Below are 26,177 nucleotides of genomic sequence, written 5' to 3' on the forward strand. Positions count from 1 at the left end.
TGCTGGTTCTGATGTGATCGGACAGCCACATTTATACCGGTTTGCGCGGAGAAAGAGTTTTCATATAATTTCCCCGGATCGTCGTCGGGTAGAAGATTTTTCTATCTGTAAGCCAAAATTAAAACCAGCGCTAACCCATGGATATCATTGATAGAAAACTGCTCGAGTTGCTGCAGGAGGACGCGACCATGCCGATCGCCGAACTGGCGCAGCGCGTGAACCTGTCGCAGACGCCGTGCTGGAAGCGCGTGCAACGGCTCAAGGAAGCGGGCGTGATTCGCGCGCAGGTCGCGCTGTGCGATCCGCGCAAGCTTGGTGTCGGGACGACGGTATTCGTCGCGGTGCGCACGAATCAGCACACCGAGGAATGGGCGCAGACGTTCACGCGTACGGTGCGGGAGATTCCCGAAGTAGTCGAGGTGTACCGCATGAGCGGCGAAACCGACTATCTGCTGCGTGTGGTCGTCTCCGATATCGACGACTACGACCGCGTGTACAAGCAACTGATCCGATCGGTGCCGCTATATGACGTGAGTTCGAGTTTTGCGATGGAGCAGATCAAGTATTCGACGGCATTGCCGGTGAGACCGCAGGTTACGGCGTCGAATGGTTGATGCCGCGTTCAACGAGTGCTTTAAGGCGGTGTCGATGTCGGCGCTGGCGCATCCAGCTGGCTGCATCCGGTTGGCTGAATTCGCGCCCGCGCTGCAAGGCACCCGCAAGGCGCGGCGGCGTAGAATGCCCGCTTTGTCGATCAACCGCACGCAGGGCATTAGATGAACGAACCGCGCAAGAAGAACCCGACCACCCGTGTTGCCGTGCTGATCGTCGTCGTGGTGGGACTGGTGATAGCGACCGTGCTGTACAACGCGATCACCGAGAAGCGTGAGTTCGAGCGCGAGAACCCACCCGATGCGACATCGAATGCTGCCTCGAGTGCGGCCGAAGCGGGCGCTTCCGCCGCGACGGCGGCTTCGGGTAGTGCGGCACAGTGACGCAGCAGCACTCCCGATCGAGTTGCGCGTAAGCAGGTTTCGAATCAATTCTCCGGCAGGCGGATCACGCTCGCATCCTTGCGGATCAGAAACGATGCCGCGAGCATCTGCTTGCACTGGTGCGCGAGCAGTTTCAGTTCACTGACCGCTTCGGCCTTGCCCGCACTGTCGGGCGCCTTTTCCGCTTCGATCACCATCGAGTCGAGTTCGCGCGTCAACTGCCTGACGACGTCGGTCTGATCGGTGGGCGGCGCGTTGCCTGCTTCCGCCTGTTCGAGATTTTCCCGCACGACGCTCAACGCGCGCTGCAGCGGCTGCTGAGACTTCCGGTCGACCTGGATGATGGTGCGCAACAGCGGCGCCGCGGCCGAGATTTCCGACGCCAGCACATGGCTGCGTACGAGCAGGTTGTTCAACTCGGGCACGAACTTCTGCGCGGACTTCGGCTCGAGCATCATGCGCTGGAATGCCTGGCCGAGGTTGGCGAAGGCGACATGCACGTTCTTGCGCGCAAGACGGTAGCGATAGTCGCGATCGAGCGCGCTGGCCGCGGCGGAGGCGCCCGATGCAGGCGCTGCGCCGCGCGCGTTCGAAGCGGACGCCGAGGCTGAACCCGGGGCAGACGTGGGAGCGGGCGGCGGCGCATCGTCCGCGGGAATGGCATTGGCGGTCGCGGCCGCGAGTGTCGCGGTCAGTTCGTCCTTCCGGTCGATCTGGTTCTGCGGTTCGACACGGTTCGCGTCCAGTGCGGCGTGCGGCTCGCTGCCGCTGGCCGTCCGCGCCGCGGCGCCGACGGCGACCTCGACGCGAGCGTCCTGACGCGCGACAGCGGCGCCCGGTGCGCGCGCACCGGCTTCGGTTACCACGGCCGGCGCGACTGCGAGCGCGGGTTTGCCGCTCCACCACCAACTTGCCTCGAGATACTGGCGCGTCGCCGCGATCATGCTGTTGACGAGCTTGCCCATCAGCCGGTATTCCCAGTACGGGAACAGGTGGCTCGCAGCGATGGCGATCGCGCAGCCGACGACGGTGTCGATCGCCCGCTCGCCGATGATTCGCATGCTGCCCGGTGCGAGCAGATGGAACATCAGCAGCACGTACGAAGACGTAAACACGACACTCGCTGCATAGTTGAAGAGCAGCAGGCTGTAGCTCATCACCATCGATGCGAACATCACGATGAGCAAGATATGCGGCTCCTTCACGAACATCATCAGCGCGATACTCGCCGCGCAGCCGATCGCTGTTCCGACGATACGCTGCCCGTTGCGCTGCTTGGTTAGCGAATAGCCGGGCTTGAGGATGATGATGACCGTCATCACGATCCAGTATGCGTTGGTGAGCGGCAGTAGCCGCCCGAGCCAGAAGCCGACCGCGACGGCGATCGTCACGCGCAGCGCGTGGCGAAAGCTCGGCGATGCCATCGTGAGGTTCGAGAATATCTGCCGAAAGGGCACGCGCCGGCTCGAGACGAATCGGGCGAGCGCCTGGTCGATTCTGAGTTCGGTTTCGGTCGATGACGTTTCGTTCGCGAGACTGCGACGCATCCTGTCGATGAGCCGCGTCGCGCTCCACAGGCGTCTGAACGAGGCGGACACTGCCGCATAGGCTTCCGGGTTTTTGGCCGGCAGGCCATGTTTGCGCAATTGATCGAGCTCGAATTCGATCGCACGCAGTTCCGCTTTCATATTGATGCGCCCGCGCGGCGGGCGGTCCTGCAGTACGGCGAGGCCGATATCCTCGAGATCGGCCGCCGCCTTGCGAATCAGATCGCGGTAGAAAACGAGCACGTCCGAGCCGCCGAAGGTCGTGCGCACAAGCGGATAGTCGGTATGCGCGCCGACAAAGAGTTCATGCAGATCGACAGTGTTGATGAACAGGTTGAAGAGCGTGACGCGCGCCGGTTCGAGATGGCCGCTTTTTAATTTCGACAGGTTGCGCAGCACGATGTCGCGCGCGGCATCCTGGCGCTCGACCGCCGCGATCTGCTTCGCGACGAGATTGCGGTAGCACTCGTCGACGTCGTTGTCGAGATCGTAGAAGTCGGCGCGCGCGAGCAGATAGTCCGCGCATGCGAACACGCTTTCGGCCAGCGCCTGCTGTTCGATCCGATGCACCATCCAGCGGCTCACGAGCGTCGACCAGTAGGTGTACCAGAGGCCGCCGAGCAGGATCCACGATGCATTGATGAGCGCCTGCAGCGGCGTGAAATGCTCTTCGAGCGTCATCGTCATCATGAACAGCGTGGCGAAGCTGATCTGCGGCCAGCGGTTGCCGTACACGACGATCAGCGACAGCACGAACGTGAGCGGCACGACGGTGCACCATAGCGCGAGTGCGTTGACGGTGGCGAGGCCCGTTGCGAGCGCCGACAGAAAGCCGATGACGCTGCACGCGAGCATTTCGTTGTGCTTGTACTTGAGCGGGCCCGGCATATCGACCGCACATGCGCCGAGCGCGCCGGTCGCGATCGTGAATCCGAGCTCGCGATCGTGAAATACCGTCAAACACAACACGGCCGGCAAAGACACACCGACCGCGATGCGCAGGCCGCCGTAAAAATACTGGCTGTATAGAAATTTCTTGATCTCGACCGAATAGCGCATCGAATTGACCGGGCCGCTTGCGTAGTAAACGTTGGGATGAAGCGTGGCAAAAACTGCAGGCGAGTCTAACTGATTTTGTCTGCGTTCTGACCTCGTCCGTTCGGCCAGGTTTCAGCGGTCGCGATGTGTTTGCTATGCTGTGGCCGATCATGACCTATCGTTACGACATTCCGCCCGGTGAGATCGAGTTGACGGCGGTGCGCGCGCAAGGCGCGGGTGGCCAGAACGTCAACAAGGTGTCGAGCGCGATTCATCTGCGCTTCGACGTGCGCGCTTCGTCTTTGCCCGAGGTGCTGAAGATGCGCCTGCTCGCGCTGTCCGATAACCGGATTACGCGCGACGGCGTGGTCGTCATCAAGGCGCAGGAATACCGCACGCAGGAAATGAACCGCGCCGCGGCGCTCGCGCGGCTCGACGAATTGATTGCGAGCGTCAGCGCGAACCGTAAGGCGCGTGTCGCCACGCGACCGACACGCGCGTCGCAGCAGCGCCGGCTCGAGAGCAAGTCACGCCGTGGCGATGTCAAATCGGCACGGCGCAGAATCAGCGATGAATGATCGACGCGGGAACGGCGCAGCGATCCGCCGCATGAGCGGCGTACAAGGGGCGTATAAGCGGCGTATAAGCGGCGTAACCAGCTGCCAACACTCGAACGACAGAACGGGCCTCGTGCGTCAGTGCGGCAGAAAATCGACGCAGAACACATGGAGTTCGCCGTCGCGCGGTACGGCTACAGCGGCGGTATAGCAGTCTTCGCCATCGGCGAGCGAACAGTGCGGCCCCATCATCGCAACGCGTCCGGGCGCGGCCAGCGCATGTTTGAAATACGCGCGCCGCGACCAGTTGTTGCGCGTGTCGGGAAACAGCGGTGCAAGTCGCGGCGAGAGCGGCGGTGCACCGGCCGCGGTGATCGAGGGCTGTATCTGTTCGCCGTGCTCGTTGAGCACGAACACGCGGCGCGCATCGGCAATCCTGAACACCGGCTGTGCGGCGAGGCACAGGTCGCCGGTTGCCGCAAAGATCTGTGCGCCGTTCAGCACGGCCTCGGTGAAGCCTTCGAATTCCGGGCGCTGATAACGCGTGTGTGTGCGCTCGTACTCGTTAAACCGTTGCCACATCTGATCGACCAGTTCGGGTATGCGAGCGTTGGCGGCCTCGATCAGCGGCTTCGGTTGGCCGAACCAGAAGCCCTGCACGAAATCGACGTCCGCCTGCATCAGCGTCATCAGTTCGTCTTCGGTTTCGACGCCTTCGGCGAGCACCATCGTGCCCGATTGATGCAGCATCGTGATCAGATGATTGATGAGCGCGTTGTCGCTTTCGCGCCGCCCGGCACGCGCGACGAGCGAGCGATCGAGCTTCACGATGTCGGGGCGGAAGCGCCACACGCGATCGAAGTTCGAAAAGCCCGTGCCGAAATCGTCGATGGCGATCAGGAAGTCGCGCGGTTGCGACGCGGCCAGCATGCTGGCGACGGCGGACTCATCGTCGGCCGGTTGCTCGAGCACTTCGATCACGATGCGTTCCTGCGGCAGTCCGAAATGCTGCGACAGTTCGTCGATGAACGGACGTTGCGGCCAGCCCGTTTCAAACACTTGGGGGCGCGTGTTCAGAAAGAGCCAGCCATTGGCGATGTGCTGTTCCATGAAGTTCGCGACATGCAGGCATCGTGCAAGCCGGTCGAGCGCACGCGCATCCGATGTGGAGCGGGTGCCGGAGAAAAGCACGGCGGGCGAGATCGGATGGCCGATCGGATCGAACGCACGCAGTAACGCTTCATACCCGACCACGCGCTGATGGGTGATCGATACGACGGGCTGGAACACGCTGCGCAAGGTGATCGTGCGCCATGGCGCGGCCCAGCCGGTCTCTTCCAGCACCATGTGCTGCAACAGGCCAGTGAGCGTCGTATCGTCGACGTTTGGCATGGCGTCAGAATGTCCTATGCAGCGTGCGGCGCGTGGTGAAATCTGGATGCCGGAAATCTTTCGGCACGGGACTCGAGCTTCGGCGGCGGCGGCAGATGCATCGCGCCGGTCGGCGTGCGGGCGCACCAGCCTTGTGTGGCCCCATGTACAGCCACGTGTACGGCCAGGTGAGGCTTCCCGCAAGCTTGCCCGAAGCAGTCTAGCAGTTCGAAAGCTACGCGAATGTTCGGGTTATCACAGACTCCGGGAACAATCGACGTCCGTTCGGACGAAGCTCGCGTTCGCAGGTCGAGCGTGGCCGGCGAGATTTCGGCTTCACGAGTATGCTCTTCGATTTTGCACGAAACAGGGAGGTCGGCAATGAATGAAATCGCAGTGGTGGCAATCTCGGTTGCGAAAGCGGGCTTTGCAGAGCAGTTGCGCGAGGCGCTCGAAGGCATCGTCGCGCCGTCGCGTGCCGAGGCGGGGGCGTTGCAGTACGACCTGCATCGCGATCTGCGCGAGCCGCGTCGCTTTGTTTTCTACGAGCGTTGGGAAAGCGAGGAAGCGCTCGCCGCGCACGCGCAGTCCGCGCATATCGCGGCTTACCGGAAGGCGATCGCCGACTGGGTCGAACACTCGGAAATCCGCGTGCTCAAGAAGATCAGGTGAGGGATGCGGCGATCGCGGTCGGATCGCAGCCGCATCGCATTTGCTGCCTGGCGATCAGTGCGCCGCCTGCGGCACGTCGAGAATCAGAATGATCGTCCAGTCCGCGTCGCCCTCGTGGTGATACTGACGCTCGGCGACGATGAACGGTTGCTGCTTGCCTTCCGGTCCGAGGAACAGCACGTCGCCTTCCATCGGCAGGCATTCGACTGGCGGCAAGGCAAGATACGCTTCCTGACTGCCGCGCGGCATCAGTTTTTCGATCTTGCGTGATGCGGCTTCAGTCCATTCGATGTCCAGCTGGATGTTGCTCATGCTTTCCTCCGCACCTCGGTGCGCGTGGTTGAATCGTCTATCCGTTGTATCGGATTCGGTGCGCGACTTTAGCATACGGCTGCATCGCCGCTACGCCGCAAGGCATGGGCAAATGAGCGTGGTATTCGACGACAGTGCGTCACGGATTCTGACGATCAAAACGAAAAGGCCGAAGCGGCGGTCCACGGCTTCGGCCTTTTTCTTCATTACGCAAACGCGTGATTTGAGGACGCGCGACTTATAGCGCCCACGGCTCGCAGACGAGCGGCAAAGCCGCCATGCCGGTCGGCGCGCCTTATGCCGCGATGCGCGCTCCGCTTATTGCGAATCCATTTTCGGCTTCTTGTGATGCGTCTTCCCCTTCTGATGGTGCTGCGCCGGCATGCTTTCCATCTGCTGCTGACGGGCCTGCACGTCCTGTGCATGTTGCTCGATTTCAGCGGCTTTTTGCGGATCGGTGCTCATCGTGATGCCGCTGCCGTCCTGCTGAGCGTACGCGGCACCCGTCAATGCCGAAAGGGAAACCAGGACTGCGAGGGACACTTTCTTCATCGCTACCTCCGGAGAGTGGTTATTGACCCAAGTATGGCCTGTCCAAGGGGAAAGACAATGCATTCTATCCAGCAATGTCCGGTCCAGCGCTGCCGAAGTAACAGTTTTCACAGACCGTTACATTTGGTAACGTGCGTGCCGCATGACGGCGAACGCCCCACCCATACGGCCTGCCGGCTCGCATGTTTCGTGCCGCGCCGTGCATGAGTGCGGCAGCACAGGTAAAAACGAGCGATTCGCTTGTGCACCGCGTCCCCTCGCAACGCTGCGAAACGAGCGCCTTTCTGCGATTGACGATGCTTTTGGCAATGCGGGGCAGCTTCATGGAAGCTGCGATTCGCTGGATATATCGGATCGCTAAATAACGCGTTGTCGCTAGCGCGCCGTGTGCCGTGTGCCGTGCGGCGTGTGCCGTGCCGATGCGCGAGGCTATCGGAGAGTGAGGCAATGGCTCAGCGCACGATAACTCGATACGCGCATTCGACGCGCATCAAAACCAGCCGATCGCGCGATAAACATAGAACTGTGCGAGCCCGATCAACTCATGCAGCGCAATCTCGGCGCCGATCAGGTTTTCGTAACGCGGTAACAGGCCGCGCCGCGCGTGCCGCGTGTCCGACACCACCGGCAGCGGCGTCATGCCGAAGCGGTGGAAATCGAGCAACGCGCGGGGCATCTGGTACGCAGACGTCACGAGGATCAAAGAATCGTAATATCCGTGCGGCAAAATAGCAGCGACGTTGCGCGCGTTCTGATACGTGGTGAGGCTGCGGTTTTCGAGAATGATGTCCTCGCGCGGAACATGCTCGCGCAGTAACCACGGCAGATAGGTGTCGGCTTCGGCTGCATCGTGATGTTGCGGATTGCCGCCGCTTACGATCACGTCGCATACGGTAGCCGTACGCTTGCAGCGCGCGTAGAGGTCGGCGCTGACGACGATGCGGACAGTCGCATCGCGCTTCGGAATCAGCGTACCGTTCTTCGCATATTCGGTGCCGCCGCCGAGCACGACGATCGCGGTGCGGGCGCCAAATGCAGAGGGCGGCAGATCTTCGCCGCTGGCGACCACGGTTTGTGCACTGGCCAGCAGCGGCGCGGTGAGCCACCCCGCGGCGATGAGCCAGAACACGGCGAGTGCCGTCAACGCGACAGCGAGGCGTGCGCGCCGTATCAGCAGAAAAGCTGCGAAAAAAAGCACCAATAAAACGAATAGAATCAATTTGATTGGGGTAACGTATCGTTCTGGAACATCTGTTCTCGAGATTTGCGCGTTCGGTATCGCAGCGGAACAAACGCTGCATCGCCGCATTCTTTCATCGCGCAGCGAACGTTACCATGCCGGTCAACGGGGGCCGGAATGAAATAAATCGCGGCCGGTGTCACGGCCGCAGGGCGCGCGGCACGGCAGGCTTCGTGGGCGTCGCTGTAAGCCGTCTGGCAGGCCACTGTCGCGCGACATATACGATGGCTGCACTTTAAGAAAGAAGTGAGATGACCACTTATTCCAATGAAGCGGTACTCGAAGCATTACGGCGTGTGCAATATCGCCAGGTGCCATGGGCGAAGCGCCCGGGCGTATTCGAATATCTGCGCTCGCTGGGCATGATGGATACGGTGCGCCAGCGTACTGTGGCGCCGGCGCCGGGCTTTCATGCGCCGGTCGATATCGCGGTGCTGACGGAGCGAGGTCGTGCGGAATTCGCGCGGCTTGCGCGCGACGAGCGAGCGCTCGACTGGGACGCGCGGCGTACCTCCAGCTACGTGGCCACCGAGCCCCGGGCGGCGGCGCTGTAAACGAAGCTGGCCGGCCGGATCACTCCGGTCCCGGGTGGCCCTTCAGGCGTTTTTTCAGCTGGTACTTCCGATGTTGGGGTTGCGCGAACGGCGAGGTTCGTTCGTAAGCGCATGGCGCGTGAGCGGCGACATGCGTCGACGGTGCTGCATCGGGCACCGCGAGGGAAGGCGCGCCGACCCTTTCGAGGCGGTGGATACGCGCGGTTCGACGCGCGCAAAAAAAAGCCCGTATCGCGCGGATACGGGCATACCGGATACTTCTGCCACGCTGTGCTTATGGCAAAAGATGAGACTAGCCGCCCTGCACGTGGTTCCCGAACTGATCGATTGCACGCCCGAAATGCCGGAAACCGGGCACAAGCCGGTACAGCCGCCCATGACCGGTTACGGCCGCGTGCGCGGCGGCGCATGGCGGCGTGATGCATCGTCGTCGCGTGGCTGCACCGGACGCGGCGCGCGCACGTTGCTGGCGATGTCGCCGCGCAGGTCGCCACGCGGAGTCGGCGGCGTGAAATCGTGATTGCGTGTTTCCGCCTGTTGCCAAGCTTCGAGCGTGGCCGGCTGGTCCGGCTTCCAGTTCCAGCCTTGCTGTTGCGGCCGTTGCTGGGCCAGCGCGGTGGCAGCATATGTTGAGACGACAATGCCGCACAGAAGCAGGGACATTGGTCGCATGGAAAGCTCCCGTCAGGACGGTCGGTTCCGCCTGGTTTGCACACTGCAACGGTATGCCTGACGAAGAAAGCGCGCTGTAAATAATGGTAAATGGTTGTTTCATCCGGGGCCGGGAGGCCGTCGGCTATGGGTGTGAGGCAAGGGCGCAAGCAAGCGCGGGATCGGGGCGACGCGGGCCGTATGGGCAGTGCGACCGTTGCGGCGTTCGGACGGCACGCCTGAAACGCATCGGGCGCCCGAGGGCGCCCGATGGCAAGCGAAGCAATATGCCCGGAGGGGGATAGACGGACAGCGTTTGGGGCGTCGGTTGGCGCTCAGGCCATTTTGACCGGGGCGCGCCACGATTCCGGATTCGTCCAGAATGCGCCGCGCAGGCGGTCGCGGCTCGGCGGTGCAGGCGGCTTGGCTGCCGTTGCGCCGATGCGTCCGCGCAACGAAATCTGACGGCCGCTCGTCGCGAGCCGCTTGACTATTTCGGCGAGCGTGCCGTCAGCCTGCCACTCGTCGAAACGGCGACGGCAGGTCGGCGGTGACGGATAGCGCCCGGGCAGCTTGGACCAGCCTTCGCCCGTCGACAGAACCCACAGCACCGCGTTGACCACGGCCCGCGCTTCCACGCGTGGCCGTCCGCGACGTTCGCTCCGCGCCGGCTCCGCACAGAACAACGCCTCGACCAGGGACCACTCGTTGTCTTTCAAATCGTCGAACAGCATCATGTTTCACCTCAGCGAAGCTAACTCCGGTGCGCTGCCCCGCGCCGCGCACTCTCAATGCACCCGGTTGAGCGTGAAGCCGTATGAGTCGAGTACGGGATTCTCGCGAGCCGGATGCCAGGCCGGGTCGGGCTTGCCGCGGCGGGTGTTTGTGAACCTCATTCGGCGCCGACCCTTGCGCGATTTCAACGCATGAAGTGTGCCAATCGGTAGCCGAACCGCCCGAAAGTCCCGTCGCATCAAGCTAAGACGGGCGGTAGCCAGGCCCGTATGAGAATCCAAAAAACCCGACACGCAAATCGGGACAATCACCAATCTTGTGCAGCAAGGCTCACCGCCCGTGCGTTTGCGCCTTATTGCTGCGCTGCAGCGAAATGAGGGCGGCAACAACGCGCGCCAGTACCGGGTCGATGAGGATTCCCGCATACAATTCGCATCAAACGAGGACATTAATGAGGTCATCAAATGAACGTGACGCTGCGGCAACTGCGCGTCTTCACCGAGGTCGCGCGGCGGCGGAGCTTTAGCCGCGCCGGCGACGAAATCGGTCTGACGCAATCCGCGGTCAGCCGCTGCGTGCGCGAACTCGAAGCGGAGCTGGGCCTCAAGCTGATCGACCGGACGACCCGCGAAGTGCAGTTGACGGACGCCGGCAGCAATCTGGTCGCAAGCGTGTCGCGCCTTCTGACCGATCTCGACGACGCACTGCGCGAGATTCGCGAGATCGGCGAGCAGCGGCGCGGGCGCGTGGTGGTGGCGGCGAGCCCGACGATCGCGTGCCGGCTCATGCCGCAGGTGATCGCCGCGTGCAGCCGGCAGTTTCCGTATATCGCGCTCGGTTTGCGCGACGACGTGCAAACCGATGTCGTGCGCAAGGTGAAGTCGGGCGAGGTCGATTTCGGCGTCGTCGTTGGGCCGATCGCGGCCGACGACCTGTTGACGGAGACCCTGATGATCGACTCGTTCTGCGTCGTATCGCGCGCCGATCATCGGCTCGCGCAGCATCAGCAGGTCGAATGGAAGGCGCTCGACGGAGAGCGTCTCGTGATGCTCGATTACGCGTCGGGCAGTCGACCGATCATCGACGCGGCGATGACCGAGCAGGGCGTGCACGCGTCGGTCGTTCAGGAACTCGGCCATCCGGCCACGGTTTATGGGCTTGTCGAGGCGGGTATCGGCATCAGCGTGCTGCCATGGCTCGCGCTGCCGCTGCCGGCCGATGCGAAGCTCGTCGCGCGGCCGCTCATGCCGCGCGCCGAGCGTACCGTCGAGCTCGTACGGCGCCGCGACCGGTCGCTGTCGCCGGCCGCCGAGGCAGTGTGGGGATTGATCACGCAGGTCCCGCCGCGCACCGAGGATTTGCGTTGAACGCGCGGCGTCGGGCATCCGATGCCGGTTGCCATGACAGCCACCCGGGCGGCCCGGTCGACGCATCTGCCGTGGCCGCATGCCTGGGAACGTGGCGTGACCTGATCGTTAAGCGGTGGGCGCGCCGCGTTCGCGATGCTGCGAAGCATTGCTAGACAGAAATGAACGTGAAGATAAACTGTCGGCTTTCCAGGTATTTTCCCCGGATGTATCGATGAGCGAATCCGACGCAAAAGCGGACGCAAAAGCCGAAATAAAGGCGGGCATAAAAGCGGACATGGGCGCGGACGCGTCCCCGGCCCTCTTCCCCAATGCGCGCGATGCGGTGCGCGCGCTGCGGCCATCGCAGATTCGCGAGGTCGCGAATGCGGGTCTCGGGTTCGCCGACGTTTTGCCTTTCTGGTTCGGCGAATCCGACCGCGTGACGCCGGCGTTCATTCGCGATGCGGCTAGCGAGGCGCTCGCCGCCGGCGCGACGTTCTACACGCACAATCTCGGCATCGCGCCGCTGCGCGCGGCGCTTGCCGCCTATGTGAGCGGATTGCACGGGGCAACCGGGATCGACAACGTCGCGGTGACGAGCGCCGGCGTGAACGCGCTGATGCTGGCGGCGCAGCTTGTCGTCGGCGCGGGCGATCGCGTCGTCGAGGTAACGCCGTTGTGGCCGAATCTCGTCGAGATTCCGAAAATTCTCGGCGCGCATGTCGAAACGGTGGCGCTCGACTACGGTCCGCGCGGCTGGGCGCTCGACCTCGAGCGGCTGCTCGCCGCGTTGACGCCCGACACGAAGCTGCTCATGGTGAATTCGCCGAATAACCCGACCGGCTGGGTGATGACGCGCGACGAGCAGCGCGCGGTGCTCGACCACTGCCGCCGCCACGGCATCTGGATCATCGCCGATGAAGTCTACGAGCGCCTTTACTACGTGGACAACGCGGACGAGGTGGGCGGCGCGGCGGACGCGGGCCATGCCGGCGCGACCGGCGACGCACGCCGCATCGCGCCGTCGTTCCTCGATCTTGCGGCGCGCGACGAACGCGTGATCTGCGTCAACTCGTTCTCGAAGGCGTGGCTCATGACGGGCTGGCGCCTCGGCTGGATCGTCGCGCCCGCGTCGCTAATGGACGACCTCGGCAAGCTCGTCGAATACAACACGTCGTGCGCGCCCGCCTTCGTCCAGCAGGCCGGGCTCGTGGCCGTTCAGCAGGGCGAGGCGTTTACGCAGCGGCTGGTCGGTGAAATGAAGACGTCGCGCGACCATCTGGTGCAGGCGCTGTCGACGCTGCCAGGCGTCGACGTGAAGGCGCCGGCAGGTGCGATGTATCTGTTCTTCAAGCTGCCGGGGGCCGCGCAAGGCACCTCCGGCAGTCTTGAGTTGTGCAAGGCGCTCGTGCGCGATGCGCGTCTTGGCCTCGCGCCGGGCAGCGCGTTCGGGCCGGAAGGCGAGGGCTTCGTGCGCTGGTGTTATGCGTGCGATACGGCGCGGCTCGATGAAGGCGTCGCGCGCCTGCGACGGTTTCTCGACGCACGGCGCCCGGGGTAAGGGCGCGCGTCTTGCCCCGGGCGGGCGAGCGCGCCGTCTGCCGGTGTTCTGCGGTCGTGCCCCCGTCGCTTTACGCACCGAATCTTTTTGCGTAATATGGCAGCCAGTCACGCGATTCCTTTCCGGAATATCGCTGCTCCGTCGTCCGGCTGGGAATGGCCTGAATGCCTGTTTTGCCTCCCCCCGGTGCGTGCTCCCATCAATATGACCGATCAAAATCGGGCGAGCGCGTCTTCTGTTCCATATCGTCTGCTTGTCGTCTGTTTGATCCGGTTCTTTTGACCACAGGGTCTGACCTAGCTGCATGAATACCCAAGAGGCGAAGATCGTCCTCGAGACTGCATTGATCTGCGCGCAGGAGCCATTAAAGCTCGGTGAGTTGCGTAAGCTTTTTGCCGACAACGTGTCGGCAGATACGATTCGCACGCTGCTGGAAGACCTGAAGCAGGACTGGTCGGGGCGCGGCGTCGAACTGGTCGTGCTCGCAACGGGCTGGCGTTTTCAGAGCAAACCGGCAATGCGCACGTATCTCGATCGTCTGCATCCGGAAAAACCGCCGAAGTATTCGCGAGCGGTGCTCGAGACGTTGGCGATCATCGCTTACCGGCAGCCGGTCACGCGCGGCGATATCGAAGAAATTCGCGGCGTCACGGTGAATACGCAGGTCGTCAAGCAGCTCGAAGATCGCGGCTGGATCGAGGTGATCGGTCATCGCGACGTGCCGGGGCGTCCGGCGCTGTACGCGACCACGCGCCAGTTTCTCGACGACCTCGGGTTGAAAGCGCTCGACGAACTGCCGCCGCTCGACGACCCGTCGGCGCAAGCGAACGTCGATCTGCTCGCGCAGCATTCGATCGAGTTCACGGAGGGCGACGCGGCGGAGACGGCGGAGCAGTCTGCATCGGGCGACGCCGCGCCGGCCGGTGCGAACGCGGGCGAACCGGATGTAACGCCAGGCGAAGCGGAATCGCATGAAGCGGTGCAAGCCCGTTCCGAGGGCAGCGATGCCGGCTTGGACGCGAATGCAGGCGCAGCGCTCGGGGTCGAGGCCCGGCAGCATGACGATAGCGACGCAGGTTCGAGTGCGGCCACTGCTGCGCCGGCTGAAAGCGCCGCAAATGAAGTCGAAGCGCATGCAGCGGGCGATCGTATCGCGGACGAGCATGCGTCGCTGACCGAAGTGATGGATCAGATACCGCAAGCGCCGCAAAGCGCGGACGCGGCGGAGGCAGAGGACGCGGTGGAAGATGCGACACTCGCGTCCGCTGCGAGCAACGATGCCGACACCCCGACCAGCGACACGGCGAGCGACGGCATTGCTCACGATATGACGTCTGCGCCAACTGAAGCGCAAACGAACGGGCAGGAAGCGCAAGAAGATCAGAAACAGCACGAAGCCGGCCACGCGTCACCCGATGCGGACGGCGACGCGGCGCAGAAGGTAGGCGCCGCCGAGCGGAACGACGAACCGGACTCCGGCGCAGCCGAACACGAGGACGGCGCCGATCCGCACGTGCTTCACAACGAACTTCACGGTGAAGCTCGCAGCGAAGCCGAACACGCGGAGCACGTGAAACACACAACCGGGCCGCAATCGACTCAAGCGGCTCACGGCGGCGGTTTGCAAGACCGCCGGGACGCCGGCGTGCTGACGGACGACGAGCCCGAGTCACGCAGCGCCTGACGTAACAAACCTATGCCGCGCCCGCAATGGGCGCGCGACCTGACATTTTGAGGTTGTTTTGACAGACATCCACGATACCGATTCGCCCGAATCCGAGCGCGCGGTGCGCCCTGCGCCCGTCGATGACATGCGTACGGCGGCGGCCCCGGCGAATGCCGCGGAACGTGCCGGCGGCGCGCCCGCTGGTGGCCAAGGCGCGGCTGGCGCGCCCGGCGAGGCATCCGACGCGCAAGGCGATGAGCGGCCGCGCCGCGGCCTGCGCCGCGGACCGCGTAGCCTGATCGCACGCCGTCGCGCGGGCGCGAAGGGCAAGGCAGCCGGCGACGCCGCGACTGCGCAGCAACCGGTGCCGGCCGTACCCGAAGCGCCACCCGATGGCGAGGTCGTCGCCCAGGTGCGTATGCCGCGCAAGGACGCTGCCGCAAAAGGACAAGGCAACCGCCGAGCCGGCGGCAAACGTGATGGACAGCGCGAAGGGCAGCGCAATCAGGCACCGCGCGACGCTGCGCCGCGCGATGGCGCGCGCCAGCAGAACCGGCGCGGCGGCCAGAACGGTCCGCAAGGCGCGCCGGATGCAGGTACGGATGACGACCTGTTCTCCTATGTGACGTCGCCCGCATTCGATGCGGATAATTCGTCGAATGCGCCGAACGGTGGTACCGGTGGCGGTGTGCGCGCACCGATGCTGCGGCGCGGCCGGCCCGCGCAGCCAAAGCGCGTGCTCGCCCCCGACGACGATGCACCGAAGCTGCACAAGGTATTGGCCGAAGCGGGCATGGGCTCGCGCCGCGAAATGGAAGAGCTGATCGTCGCGGGCCGCGTGTCCGTCAACGGCGAACCGGCGCATATCGGCCAGCGCATCATGCCGACCGACCTCGTTCGCATCAACGGCAAGCCGGTCAAGCGCAAGCTGCAGAACAAACCGCCGCGTGTGCTGCTGTATCACAAGCCGACCGGCGAGATCGTCAGTCACGCGGACCCCGAAGGCCGCCCGTCGGTATTCGACAAGCTGCCGCCCATGAAGAGCGCGAAATGGCTCGCGGTCGGCCGCCTCGACTTCAATACCGAGGGCCTGCTGATGCTCACGACCTCGGGCGATCTGGCGAACCGCTTCATGCACCCGCGCTATAGCGTCGAGCGCGAATATGCGGTGCGGGTCGTCGGCGAACTCGCCGAGGGTATGCGCCAGAAACTGCTCGCCGGCGTCGAACTCGACGACGGTCCCGCCAACTTCCTGCGTATTCGCGATGGCGGCGGCGAGGGCACGAATCACTGGTACCACGTCGCGCTCGCCGAAGGGCGTAACCGCGAAGTGCGGCGGATGTTCGAAGCGGTCGGTCTGATGGTGAGCCGTCTGATCCGTACGCGGCACGGTCCGATTTCGCTGCCGCGCGGTCTGAAGCGCGGCCGCTGGGAAGAGCTCGAAGACAATCAGGTGCGCAGCCTGATGGCAGCCGTGGGTCTCAAGGCGCCGAGCGAAGAGAAAGGCGGCAAGGGCAGCCGCCATGCCGAGCAGGAGCGGCGTCAGCCCGATCCGATGCAAACCTCGATGGGCTTCATTCATCGCGAGCCCGTGCTGATGTCGCACGGACGTTTCGATCAGCAGCGCGGCGGCGGTGCCGGCGGCGGCCGGCGAGGCCAGTCGGGCGGCGGCGCGTTCAACGCACTGAACGCTGGATTGGGCGGCAACTTCGGCAATCGCAATGGCAATCGCACCGATGGTCGCACCGATAACAAGCGTGGCGGCCGCGGCGGACACGATGTCGACGGCAACCGTGCTCCGACGGGCGGCGGCAATCGCGCGCCTGGCGCGCAGGGTGGCGGAGGTCGGGCGGGTGGCGGCGGCAACCGCGCCATGGCCGGCAACCTGAACCGTCGCGGCAACGCCAGTGCAAATCGCGGCGGCAACGGCGGCGGCGGTCCGAACCCGAACGCAAATGGAAACCGCGCGCCGCGAGGTCGCACGCGCGGCCGCTAATCCGCGGCCGGGCCGGTCCAAGTACCCGCCACCGGTTCACAGCCGGTAAGCGACCGGCGCACTGCCGGCGCGGAGCGGCGCGATGCGCTGGCCCGACGTTTTGCAAGCGCCGGATCAACACGGATGGCCGGTTAGCTGCAAACCTTTGCCGGCCGCCATTCGCGCGGCTTTTTCAAGCGGCGCCGATCGGGTCGATTGCCGTCAGAACGAGCGCGGATGCGCTTTTGCGGTCGGCCGTGGTTTGCGTTTGTCCTGAAAAATGGCTACAATCACGAAGTCGCTGGGCATGCGGTCGGGAGTCTGGTTTCTGCGTACGGCTCAGGTGCGACCACCGGCAATAAGATGATGGGCGTTTCGCCCATTTTTTTTTGCCGCGCAAGTTCGCAAATCAATGCGTCCAACGGTGGTTTCGCACGCGGGCCGGCGGTATACGAAAGAAAGCGAAAGGCAACAGCGCGCTATTACGTGCAAAACGACATGCAATAACGCGCGAATAAGCGCGCCGGCCTGGCGCGGCCCGCTGCGGCGGTGTTCCTGTGGTGGTGTTCGACGGCAGCTTCGTGGCAACCCCCCGTGGCAACCCGGCAGGCGCGCCGCGCGAACATCTAGAGGGCACTTGTGCAACTGACGGAACTGATTGAAACGACGGTCGTAGGCCTTGGCTACGAACTCGTCGATCTCGAGCGCACCGGGCGCGGCATGCTGACCGTGTTTATCGACCAGCCTGCCGGCATCGCGATCGAAGATTGCGAAAAGGTCACGCGTCAGCTGCAGCACGTCCTGACGGTCGAGAACATCGACTACGAGCGGCTCGAAGTATCGTCGCCGGGTCTCGACCGGCCGCTCAAGAAACTGGCGGATTTCGAACGCTTCGCGGGCAGCGAGGCAGTGATCACGTTGAAAAAGCCATTGGACGGACGTAAATCGTACCGGGGCATCGTGCATGCTCCGCGGGGCGAGACGATCGGTCTTGAATTTGAAGGGAAGGAAGGCGCCGCGATGCTGGATTTCACGCTCGCGGATATCGATAAGGCACGCCTCGTTCCGAAAGTTGACTTTAGGAGCCGCAAACAATGAGTCGCGAAGTGTTGATGCTGGTGGATGCGCTGGCACGCGAGAAGAACGTCGACAAGGACGTCGTATTTGCCGCACTCGAAGCGGCACTCGCTTCGGCATCCAAGAAACTCTTCGACGAGGACGCGGACATTCGCGTCCATATCGACCGTGAAAGCGGCGAGCACGAAACGTTCCGGCGCTGGCGTGTGGTGCCGGACGAGGCGGGCCTGCAGGAGCCGGACCAGGAAATCCTGCTGTTCGAGGCGCGCGAGCAGAAACCCGATGCGGAGATCGACGACTTTCTGGAAGAGCCGGTGCCGTCGATCGAATTTGGGCGCATCGGCGCCCAGGCTGCGAAACAGGTCATTCTGCAGAAGGTTCGCGATGCCGAGCGCGAGCAGATCCTGAACGACTTCCTCGAGCGCGGCGAGAGCATCATGACCGGCACGGTCAAGCGTCTCGATAAAGGTAATTTCATCGTCGAATCGGGCCGCGTCGAAGCGCTGCTGCGCCGCGACCAGCTGATTCCGAAGGAAAACCTGCGCGTCGGCGACCGCGTGCGCGCGTATATCGCGAAGGTCGATCGCACGGCGCGCGGCCCGCAAATCGAGCTGTCGCGCACCGCGCCCGAATTCCTGATGAAGCTGTTCGAAATGGAAGTGCCCGAGATCGAACAGGGGCTGCTCGAGATCAAGGCCGCCGCACGCGACCCCGGCGTGCGGGCGAAGATCGGCGTGATCGCCTATGACAAGCGCATCGATCCGATCGGCACGTGCGTCGGCATTCGCGGCTCGCGTGTGCAGGCCGTGCGCAATGAGCTCGGTGGCGAAAACGTCGACATCGTGCTATGGTCGGAGGATCCCGCCCAGTTTGTGATCGGCGCGCTCGCGCCGGCAGCCGTCCAGTCGATTGTCGTCGACGAAGAAAAGCATTCGATGGACGTCGTCGTCGACGAAAACGAGCTGGCGGTCGCTATCGGCCGCAGCGGCCAGAACGTGCGTCTTGCCAGCGAATTGACCGGCTGGCAGATCAACATCATGACGCCGGACGAGTCTGCTCAAAAGCAGAATCAGGAACGCAGTGTCCTGCGCGACCTGTTCATGGCGCGTCTCGATGTCGACGAGGAAGTTGCCGACATCCTGATCGACGAAGGCTTCACGAGCCTCGAAGAGATTGCCTATGTGCCGCTCAACGAGATGCTCGAGATCGAAGCGTTCGACGAAGACACGGTGCACGAATTGCGTAACCGCGCCCGCGACGCGTTGCTGACCATGGCGATTGCGAACGAGGAGAAGGTCGAGGGCGTTGCGCTCGATCTGAAGAGCCTCGAGGGCATGGACGCCGATCTGCTCGCAAAGCTCGCCGAACATCAGGTGCAGACGCGCGACGATCTGGCAGAACTGGCAGTAGACGAGCTGGTCGAGATGACCGGCATGGAAGAGGACGCCGCCAAGGCGTTGATCATGAAGGCCCGTGAACACTGGTTTCAGTGACAGAGTGACATGACCATGAACCACTGACCTGAACGCGGCCGGCTTCGATGCGAGGCGTAGTTGAATCGCAATTCTTGAAATTGCGATTCAAGCCTGATCTGAAGTCTTATGGCCGCACGACCCGATGCTAACCGCAAGGAATCGGTCCTTGCACTAAGAGGAATGAATGGCGAGTAACAACGTAGCCCAATTTGCCGCGGAACTGAAAATGCCTGCAGGCGTGCTTCTCGAGCAGCTGCAGGCAGCGGGCGTCCAGAAAGCGAGTGAGGACGATGCTTTGTCGGAAACCGACAAGGCGCGTCTGCTCGACCACTTGCGCAAGTCGCACGGCTCTCAGGACGCCGACAAGCGCAAGATCACGCTCACGCGACGGCACACGTCGGAAATCAAGCAGTCCGACGCGACGGGTAAGGCTCGTACCATTCAGGTCGAAGTGCGCAAGAAGCGCACGTTCGTGCGCCGCGACGAGACGGCCGAGCAGAACGAACAGTCCGCGGCTCATGCAGCGGCTGCCGCCGAGGCCGAAGACCTCGAACTGCAGCGTCGCGAGGAAGAAGCGCGTCAGCAGGCTGAATTGCTCGAGAAGCAGGCTCAGGAACTGAAAGAGCGCCAGGAGCGGCTCGAGCGCGAAGAGGCCGAGCGCCAGGCGCGCGAGCACGCGGCCGAGGCCGAGCGCCAGCGCGCGGAAGAGGAAACCGCGAAGAAGCGTGCGGCCGCGATGGCCGAGGCGGCGGCGCGCGAACAGGCGGAAGCCGAGCGTGCCGCCGAACAGGAAGACGAGCGCGCCGCAGCGGAACGCGCGGCGCAGCGCGAAGCGGCGAAGAAGGCCGAGGACGCGGCACGCGCCGCATCCGAAAAGGCGCGTGCCGAGCAGGAAGAAATTTCGAAGCGCCGTGCGGCCGCCGAAGCCGAAGCGCGTGCGATTCGCGAAATGATGAACACGCCGCGCAAGGCGGCCCAGGCGAAGGCGCCGGAACCGGCGCCGCAGAAGCCCGCCGAGCAGCCGAAGGCGGCCGAGGCGAAGGGCACGCTGCATAAGCCGGCGCGTCCGGCCGGCGAAACAGCCGCGCGTCCGGCGGCGAAGAAGCCTGCGGCAGCAGCACCGGCATCGACCACGACGCCCTCGACGGCGCCTGCCGGCGACAAGAAACGCGGCCCGGGCGGCAAGCCCGGCGGCTGGCAGGACGACGCAGCCAAGCGCCGCGGCATCAAGACGCGTGGCGACACGAGCGGCGGCGTCGATCGCGGCTGGCGCGGCGGTCCGAAGGGACGCGGCAAGCATCAGGATGCAGGCACGACTTTCCAGGCGCCGACCGAACCGATCGTGCGCGAAGTGCACGTGCCGGAAACCATCACGGTCGCCGACCTCGCTCACAAGATGTCGGTGAAGGCGTCGGAAGTCATCAAGGTGATGATGAAGCTCGGCCAGATGGTCACGATCAACCAGATGCTCGATCAGGAAACCGCGATGATCGTCGTCGAGGAACTCGGCCACCATGCGGTGGCGGCGAAGCTCGACGATCCTGAGGCGATGCTGATCGAAGGCGAAGTCAGCGATGCGGAAGCATTGCCGCGTCCGCCGGTCGTCACGGTGATGGGTCACGTCGACCACGGCAAGACTTCGCTGCTCGACTACATTCGCCGCGCGAAAGTGGCGGCTGGCGAAGCGGGCGGCATTACGCAGCATATCGGCGCATACCACGTCGAAACGCCGCGCGGCGTCATCACGTTCCTCGATACGCCGGGTCACGAAGCGTTCACGGCGATGCGTGCGCGCGGTGCGAAGGCAACTGACATCGTCATTCTGGTCGTTGCGGCCGATGACGGCGTGATGCCGCAGACGAAGGAAGCGATCTCGCATGCAAAGGCGGGCGGTGTGCCGCTCGTCGTCGCGATCAACAAGATCGACAAGCCGGAAGCGAATCCCGATCGCGTGAAGCAGGAACTCGTCGCGGAGGGCGTCGTGCCGGAAGAGTACGGCGGCGATTCGCCGTTCGTGCCGGTGTCGGCGAAGACGGGCCAGGGCATTGACGATCTGCTCGAGAACGTGTTGCTGCAGGCAGAAGTGCTGGAACTGAAGGCGCCGGTCGAATCGCCTGCGAAGGGCCTCGTGATCGAAGCGAAGCTCGACAAGGGCAAGGGTCCGGTCGCGACGATCCTCGTGCAGTCCGGTACGCTGAACCGCGGCGACGTCGTGCTGGCGGGCAGCGCCTACGGCCGTGTGCGCGCGATGCTCGACGAAACGGGCAAGGCAACGAAGTCCGCGGGTCCATCGATCCCGGTGGAAATCCAGGGTCTGTCGGAAGTGCCGGCAGCCGGCGAAGAAGTGATCGTGATGCCGGACGACCGCAAGGCGCGCGAAATCGCGCTGTTCCGCCAGGGCAAGTTCCGCGACGTGAAGCTCGCGAAGCAGCAGGCCGCGAAGCTCGAGAACATGCTCGAGCAGATGGGCGAAGGCGAAGTGCAAAACCTGCCGCTTATTGTCAAGGCCGACGTGCAGGGTTCGCAGGAAGCACTCGTGCAGGCGCTGCTCAAGCTGTCGACCGACGAGGTGCGCGTGCAGATCGTGCACAGCGCGGTCGGGGGCATCAGCGAATCGGACGTCAACCTCGCGACGGCGTCGAAGGCGGTCATCGTCGGCTTCAATACGCGGGCCGATGCGCAGGCGCGCAAGCTGGCCGAGACGAACGGCGTCGACATCCGCTACTACAACATCATCTACGACGCAGTGGATGAGATCAAAGCGGCGATGTCGGGCATGCTCGCGCCGGAGAAGCGCGAAGTCATTACCGGCATGGTCGAGGTGCGTCAGGTGTTCAAGGTGCCGAAGGTCGGCACGGTGGCAGGTTGTATGGTCACGGACGGCATCGTCAAACGGACGTCGTCGGTGCGCGTGCTGCGCAACAACGTCGTCATTCACACCGGCGAGCTCGATTCGCTCAAACGCTTCAAGGACGACGTCCGCGAAGTGCGCCAGGGCTTCGAGTGCGGTATGTCGGTGAAGAACTTCAACGACATCGTCGAAGGCGACCAGTTCGAAGTCTTCGAAGTGACCGAAGTCGCGCGTACGCTGTAACCGGAGCGCCGCGCTACCGGGGCGGAGCGGGCGCAAAGCCGCTCCGCCCTTTGTTTTTATGCCTGACTGAACATGCCGAAAAAACGCACTTCCCCCAATCGCAATGTGCAGATCGCGGACCAGATTCAACGCGACCTGTCCGAATTGCTACGCGAGGTCAAAGACCCACGCATCGGAATCGTCACGATCCAGAGCGTCGAACTGACACCCGACTATGCGCACGCAAAGGTCTATTTCACGACGCTGACCGGCGACGCCGAAGAAACGCAGGTCGCGCTCAATCATGCGGCCGGCCATCTGCATAACCTGCTCTTCAAGCGTCTGCACATTCATACCGTGCCGACGCTGCACTTCCACTACGACAAGACGATCGAGCGCGCGGTACAGATGTCGCGGCTCATCGACGAAGCGAATGCGAATCGCGCGAAAGAAGACCCGGAAGCCTGACCTCTGCACGCGTTGGCCGATATGACGAATGCTTCTCCGACCGCACCGCAGCAGCGCGTGCGCGTGCCGCGCCGCGCGCTCGACGGCGTGCTGCTGCTCGACAAGCCGGTGGGACTGTCGAGTAACGACGCGCTGATTCGCGCGAAGCGACTTTATCAGGCGAAAAAGGCGGGCCATACGGGCACGCTCGATCCGCTTGCGTCGGGCTTGCTGCCGCTGTGCTTCGGCGAGGCCACGAAGTTCTCGCAGGATCTGCTCGAGGCCGACAAGACTTACGAAGCGACGATGCGCCTCGGCATCACAACGACTACCGGCGATGTCGAAGGCGAAGTGCTGCAGACGCGCGACGTGCATTGCAGCGAAGAGGGTGTTGCCGCGGCATTCGAGCGGTTTCGCGGAGAAATCGTGCAGATTCCGCCGATGTATTCGGCGCTGAAGCGCGACGGCAAGCCGTTGTACGAATACGCGCGTGCCGGGCAGACGGTCGAACGGGAAGGGCGCCGCGTGACGATTCACGCGCTCGAGCCCATCGCATGCGCGCTGCCCGATGTCGCGTTTCGCGTGACCTGCAGCAAAGGCACGTATGTGCGCACGCTGGCGGAAGATATCGGCGCGGCGCTTGGCTGCGGCGCGCATCTGATCGCGTTGAGACGCACCGGCGTCGGCGCGCTGACGCTCGAGCATGCGGTGACGCTCGACGCGCTGTCGGATGCGGCGCAAGGCGATGCGGCGCGGGGCGAACTCGATCGCTGGCTGCAGCCCGTCGACACGTTGCTCTCGACATTCCCCGCGGTGCATCTCGACGACGAAGCGGCACGCCGCTTCCTGCACGGCCAGCGGCTGCGTCTTGCCGATCTGTCGATCAGCGACGGCATAAGCACCACGGTGAGCAGCACGGTAAGCGGCGACCTGAGCCGTGAACCGTCATGCGCGCCGCGCGTGCGCGTCTATGCGGCAACAGAAGGGCGCCTGCTCGGTGTCGCAAAGGCGGCCGACGGCGTGCTCGCACCGGAACGGCTCATCGTCGCAGCGGCGGCTACTTCTTGATGTCGTCGGGGTTATACGTGACGTAAAGCTTCGTATAGCCCTTCGTGTCGAACGTGCCGATCCAGCCCTTCGGCAGGCTCACGGCCTCGCCGGCGTGAACGGCGACGACCGAGCCGTCCGCCGACGTAAACGTCGCGCCGCCCGAAATGAAGTAGAGAAACTCGTTGTACGGATAGCCCGGCGCTTTCGAAATGACCTCGTGCAGTGGCCCGGATTTATAAAGCCCCGTTTGATACCCGTTGTCTTTCGACGTGAACGTGACCACATCCGTTGTCGCGTTGCCGTCCTTGTTTTCATGCACGGCGTCTTTTCGCTGGAAGATCGCGCCGTTGATTTCCGGCTTCGTTACCTTGACCGGCTTCAGAACTTCCGTTTTTTCCTGCCCCTGCGAGGCAGCGGGAGCAAGCGCTGCGAGTGCCAGCGTGGCGCTCGCAGCGGCGAAAGCTTTCGTCCAGTGTTTTTTCATGATGAGTGACCTGCAAATGGCTGATCGGGGAGGGTGTCGGCGCCCGTCGTTCACGACGATGCAACGATGACGCGAATCTACCGCCTCGGTCCCATCGAGTCACTTTATCGATGACGTAAATTCGCCATGCAATGCGGCGATTCGCGTCTGCGCGCGTCACTGCCTCGTCGCGTCAATTTCAGTGCGCAGCGGAAGCTGCCGCGCCTGCATCGCCGCCGCCCGAACGCTCGGGCTTCGTGATCCAGATCAGCGCGATGAGCGCGATAAAGATGCCGGCTGAAATATAGAACAGGTCGTTGACACCGAGTTGCGCAGCTTGTTGCGTCGCCATCGAATTGAAAAGGCCGTACGCCTGTTCTCGGCTCAAGCCGAGCTGGTTCATCTGCTGGATCGACGCATCGAAGGTCGGGTTATACGGGTTGGCCTGCGCGGCGAGCCGCGTATGGTGCAGAATCGATCGATGGTCCCACGCGGTCTGGAAGATCGACGTGCCGATGCCGCCGCACATGATCCGCACGAAGTTCGACAGGCCCGACGCCGCCGGAATCCGGCTGCCGGGCAGGCCCGACAGCGTGATCGACACGAGCGGGATAAAGAAGCCCGCCATCGCAACGCCCTGGATCAAGGTCGGCACCGTCAGCGCGAACGTATCGACGCCGGTCGTATAGCGCGAGCGCATCCAGAAACACAGCGCGAACACGAGGAACGACGCGGTTGCGATATAGCGCGGATCGGTGCGCGGCAATACCTTGCCCGTCAGCGGCGACAACAGGATGGCGAACAACCCGACCGGCGCCATGATGATGCCCGCGTCGGTGGCCGTATAGCCGAGATCGGTTTGCAGCCATAGCGGCAGCAGCACGAGATTGCCGAAGTAGAGCCCGTAACCGATCGACAGCGCGACGGTGCCGCCCGTGAAGTTGCGCAGCTTGAAGAGCGACAGGTCGACCACGGGATGGTCGGCAGTCAATTCCCAAACCACAAAGAACGCAAACGCGATGATCGCCGTCAACGCGAGCACGACGATCGTCGTCGACGAAAACCAGTCGAGGTCCTTACCTTTGTCGAGCATGACCTGCAGCGATCCGACCCATGTGATCAGCAACGCGAGGCCGACGGTATCGATCGGCGCTTTCCTGATCACCGAATCGCGGTTGCGAAAGATCGCCCACGTGGCCGCCGCGGCGAGCGCGCCGACCGGAATGTTCACGTAGAAGATCCACGGCCACGAGATGTTGTCGGAGATCCAGCCGCCGAGAATCGGTCCCGCGACCGGCGCGATCAGCGTGGTCATCGCCCACATCGACAAGGCCATCGGCGCCTTCGCGCGCGGGTAACTTGCCAGCAGCAGCGTTTGCGACAGCGGGATCATCGGACCCGCGACCGCGCCCTGGAACACGCGCGACGCGAGCAGGAACGGCAGCGTCGGCGCGAGGCCGCACATCCACGACGAGATCACGAACAGCACGATCGACGCCATGAACAGGCGCACCTGACCGATGCGGTCGGTGAGCCAGCCCGTCAGCGGCACCGAGATCGCATTGGCGACTGCGAACGACGTGATGACCCACGTGCCCTGGTCGGACGAGACGCCGAGGTCGCCCGAAATCGACGGGATCGACACGTTGGCGATCGACGTATCCAGCACGTTCATGAACACCGCGAGCGACACCGCGATCGTGCCGATCACGAGTTGCGCGCCTTCGAGCGGCGGGTGAATGATCGGCGCTTGAGCCTGAGCCATTGAGCAGGAAGCCTCTGTGTTGTGTGGACTTGGGTCTGGCGTTGAAACGAAA

24 protein-coding genes are annotated in these 26,177 nt (G+C 63.7%); 15 read left to right on the forward strand and 9 right to left on the reverse strand.

The features are described from left to right. Positions 1-137: 137 nt before the first annotated feature. The 3 genes from QYH69_RS11535 to QYH69_RS11545 are packed head-to-tail and all read left to right on the forward strand — an operon-like array spanning position 138 to position 995. The gene (locus QYH69_RS11535; RefSeq protein WP_308831986.1) at positions 138-614 is read left to right on the forward strand and encodes an Lrp/AsnC family transcriptional regulator; all 477 of its coding nucleotides are present in this window, start codon (positions 138-140) and stop codon (positions 612-614) included. Beyond that, on the forward strand, positions 607-780 hold the full coding sequence (locus QYH69_RS11540; RefSeq protein WP_308831987.1) for a hypothetical protein: 174 nt from the start codon (positions 607-609) through the stop codon (positions 778-780). The genes QYH69_RS11535 and QYH69_RS11540 overlap by 8 nt, the downstream gene beginning before the upstream one ends. After that, positions 777-995: a hypothetical protein gene (locus tag QYH69_RS11545; RefSeq protein ID WP_308831988.1), complete on the forward strand. Its 219-nt coding sequence runs from the start codon at positions 777-779 to the stop codon at positions 993-995. The genes QYH69_RS11540 and QYH69_RS11545 overlap by 4 nt, the downstream gene beginning before the upstream one ends. A gap of 44 nt (positions 996-1,039) precedes the next feature. On the opposite strand, the gene QYH69_RS11550 is transcribed toward QYH69_RS11545, so the two are convergent. Continuing rightward, positions 1,040-3,601 (reverse strand): FUSC family protein, encoded by a 2,562-nt coding sequence (locus QYH69_RS11550; protein WP_308831989.1) that lies wholly within the window; start codon positions 3,599-3,601, stop codon positions 1,040-1,042. Between the two features lie 149 nt (positions 3,602-3,750). Between QYH69_RS11550 and arfB the strand changes: the two genes are divergently transcribed. Continuing rightward, complete coding sequence (gene arfB, locus QYH69_RS11555) at positions 3,751-4,158, forward strand: alternative ribosome rescue aminoacyl-tRNA hydrolase ArfB (RefSeq protein WP_308831990.1); 408 nt, start codon at positions 3,751-3,753, stop codon at positions 4,156-4,158. Positions 4,159-4,275: 117 nt separating this feature from the next. Here the strand turns inward: arfB and QYH69_RS11560 are convergent, their stop codons facing one another. Continuing rightward, positions 4,276-5,529 (reverse strand): EAL domain-containing protein, encoded by a 1,254-nt coding sequence (locus tag QYH69_RS11560; RefSeq protein WP_308831991.1) that lies wholly within the window; start codon positions 5,527-5,529, stop codon positions 4,276-4,278. Positions 5,530-5,889: 360 nt separating this feature from the next. Between QYH69_RS11560 and QYH69_RS11565 the strand changes: the two genes are divergently transcribed. Then, positions 5,890-6,180, forward strand: coding sequence for a putative quinol monooxygenase (locus QYH69_RS11565; protein WP_308831992.1), 291 nt, complete (start codon positions 5,890-5,892; stop codon positions 6,178-6,180). Between the two features lie 54 nt (positions 6,181-6,234). Here QYH69_RS11565 and QYH69_RS11570 read toward each other — a convergent pair whose 3' ends face one another. From QYH69_RS11570 to QYH69_RS11580, 3 genes are all read right to left on the reverse strand, one after another. Further along, entirely contained in the window at positions 6,235-6,492 is a 258-nt protein-coding gene (locus QYH69_RS11570) for a DNA-binding protein (protein ID WP_308831993.1), read from the reverse strand. A gap of 318 nt (positions 6,493-6,810) precedes the next feature. Beyond that, positions 6,811-7,044 carry a hypothetical protein gene (locus QYH69_RS11575; protein ID WP_075157445.1) on the reverse strand — a complete coding sequence of 78 codons (234 nt, stop codon included), beginning with the start codon at positions 7,042-7,044 and terminating at the stop codon, positions 6,811-6,813. Positions 7,045-7,534: 490 nt separating this feature from the next. Then, the gene (locus QYH69_RS11580; protein WP_308832034.1) at positions 7,535-8,221 is read right to left on the reverse strand and encodes a YdcF family protein; all 687 of its coding nucleotides are present in this window, start codon (positions 8,219-8,221) and stop codon (positions 7,535-7,537) included. Positions 8,222-8,535: 314 nt separating this feature from the next. On the opposite strand from QYH69_RS11580, the gene QYH69_RS11585 reads away from it, so the two are divergent. Then, positions 8,536-8,838 (forward strand): hypothetical protein, encoded by a 303-nt coding sequence (locus QYH69_RS11585; RefSeq protein WP_075157444.1) that lies wholly within the window; start codon positions 8,536-8,538, stop codon positions 8,836-8,838. A gap of 384 nt (positions 8,839-9,222) precedes the next feature. Here the strand turns inward: QYH69_RS11585 and QYH69_RS11590 are convergent, their stop codons facing one another. Beyond that, the gene (locus QYH69_RS11590) at positions 9,223-9,510 is read right to left on the reverse strand and encodes a hypothetical protein (protein ID WP_308831994.1); all 288 of its coding nucleotides are present in this window, start codon (positions 9,508-9,510) and stop codon (positions 9,223-9,225) included. Positions 9,511-9,824: 314 nt separating this feature from the next. Continuing rightward, the gene (locus tag QYH69_RS11595) at positions 9,825-10,226 is read right to left on the reverse strand and encodes an IS5/IS1182 family transposase (RefSeq protein ID WP_075157442.1); all 402 of its coding nucleotides are present in this window, start codon (positions 10,224-10,226) and stop codon (positions 9,825-9,827) included. Between the two features lie 462 nt (positions 10,227-10,688). Between QYH69_RS11595 and QYH69_RS11600 the strand changes: the two genes are divergently transcribed. The 9 genes from QYH69_RS11600 to truB all read left to right on the forward strand — a co-directional run bounded on the left by QYH69_RS11600 (position 10,689) and on the right by truB (position 23,915). Continuing rightward, complete coding sequence (locus QYH69_RS11600; RefSeq protein ID WP_308831995.1) at positions 10,689-11,591, forward strand: LysR substrate-binding domain-containing protein; 903 nt, start codon at positions 10,689-10,691, stop codon at positions 11,589-11,591. Positions 11,592-11,868: 277 nt separating this feature from the next. Then, positions 11,869-13,134, forward strand: coding sequence for a pyridoxal phosphate-dependent aminotransferase (locus tag QYH69_RS11605; protein WP_308832035.1), 1,266 nt, complete (start codon positions 11,869-11,871; stop codon positions 13,132-13,134). Between the two features lie 304 nt (positions 13,135-13,438). Continuing rightward, positions 13,439-14,818: an SMC-Scp complex subunit ScpB gene (scpB, locus tag QYH69_RS11610; protein WP_308831996.1), complete on the forward strand. Its 1,380-nt coding sequence runs from the start codon at positions 13,439-13,441 to the stop codon at positions 14,816-14,818. A 58-nt stretch (positions 14,819-14,876) separates the two neighbouring features. Beyond that, the gene (gene rluB, locus QYH69_RS11615; RefSeq protein ID WP_308831997.1) at positions 14,877-16,796 is read left to right on the forward strand and encodes a 23S rRNA pseudouridine(2605) synthase RluB; all 1,920 of its coding nucleotides are present in this window, start codon (positions 14,877-14,879) and stop codon (positions 16,794-16,796) included. Between the two features lie 618 nt (positions 16,797-17,414). After that, entirely contained in the window at positions 17,415-17,873 is a 459-nt protein-coding gene (gene rimP / locus QYH69_RS11620; RefSeq protein WP_075157437.1) for a ribosome maturation factor RimP, read from the forward strand. Further along, complete coding sequence (gene nusA / locus QYH69_RS11625) at positions 17,870-19,345, forward strand: transcription termination factor NusA (RefSeq protein ID WP_075157436.1); 1,476 nt, start codon at positions 17,870-17,872, stop codon at positions 19,343-19,345. Before rimP ends, nusA begins: the two co-directional genes overlap by 4 nt. A gap of 166 nt (positions 19,346-19,511) precedes the next feature. Next, positions 19,512-22,421, forward strand: coding sequence for a translation initiation factor IF-2 (gene infB, locus QYH69_RS11630; protein WP_308831998.1), 2,910 nt, complete (start codon positions 19,512-19,514; stop codon positions 22,419-22,421). Positions 22,422-22,493: 72 nt separating this feature from the next. Next, positions 22,494-22,868 (forward strand): 30S ribosome-binding factor RbfA, encoded by a 375-nt coding sequence (rbfA, locus tag QYH69_RS11635; protein WP_308831999.1) that lies wholly within the window; start codon positions 22,494-22,496, stop codon positions 22,866-22,868. Between the two features lie 21 nt (positions 22,869-22,889). Continuing rightward, the gene (gene truB, locus QYH69_RS11640; RefSeq protein ID WP_308832000.1) at positions 22,890-23,915 is read left to right on the forward strand and encodes a tRNA pseudouridine(55) synthase TruB; all 1,026 of its coding nucleotides are present in this window, start codon (positions 22,890-22,892) and stop codon (positions 23,913-23,915) included. Here the strand turns inward: truB and QYH69_RS11645 are convergent. Together QYH69_RS11645 and QYH69_RS11650 are read right to left on the reverse strand one after the other, a co-directional pair. Next, positions 23,905-24,381 (reverse strand): cupin domain-containing protein, encoded by a 477-nt coding sequence (locus QYH69_RS11645; RefSeq protein ID WP_308832001.1) that lies wholly within the window; start codon positions 24,379-24,381, stop codon positions 23,905-23,907. The genes truB and QYH69_RS11645 overlap by 11 nt on opposite strands. A gap of 178 nt (positions 24,382-24,559) precedes the next feature. After that, positions 24,560-26,125: a DHA2 family efflux MFS transporter permease subunit gene (locus QYH69_RS11650; RefSeq protein ID WP_308832002.1), complete on the reverse strand. Its 1,566-nt coding sequence runs from the start codon at positions 26,123-26,125 to the stop codon at positions 24,560-24,562. Between the last annotated feature and the right edge of the window lie 52 nt (positions 26,126-26,177).

The organism is Paraburkholderia sp. SARCC-3016 (assembly GCF_031119615.1).
GTDB lineage: Bacteria > Pseudomonadota > Gammaproteobacteria > Burkholderiales > Burkholderiaceae > Paraburkholderia.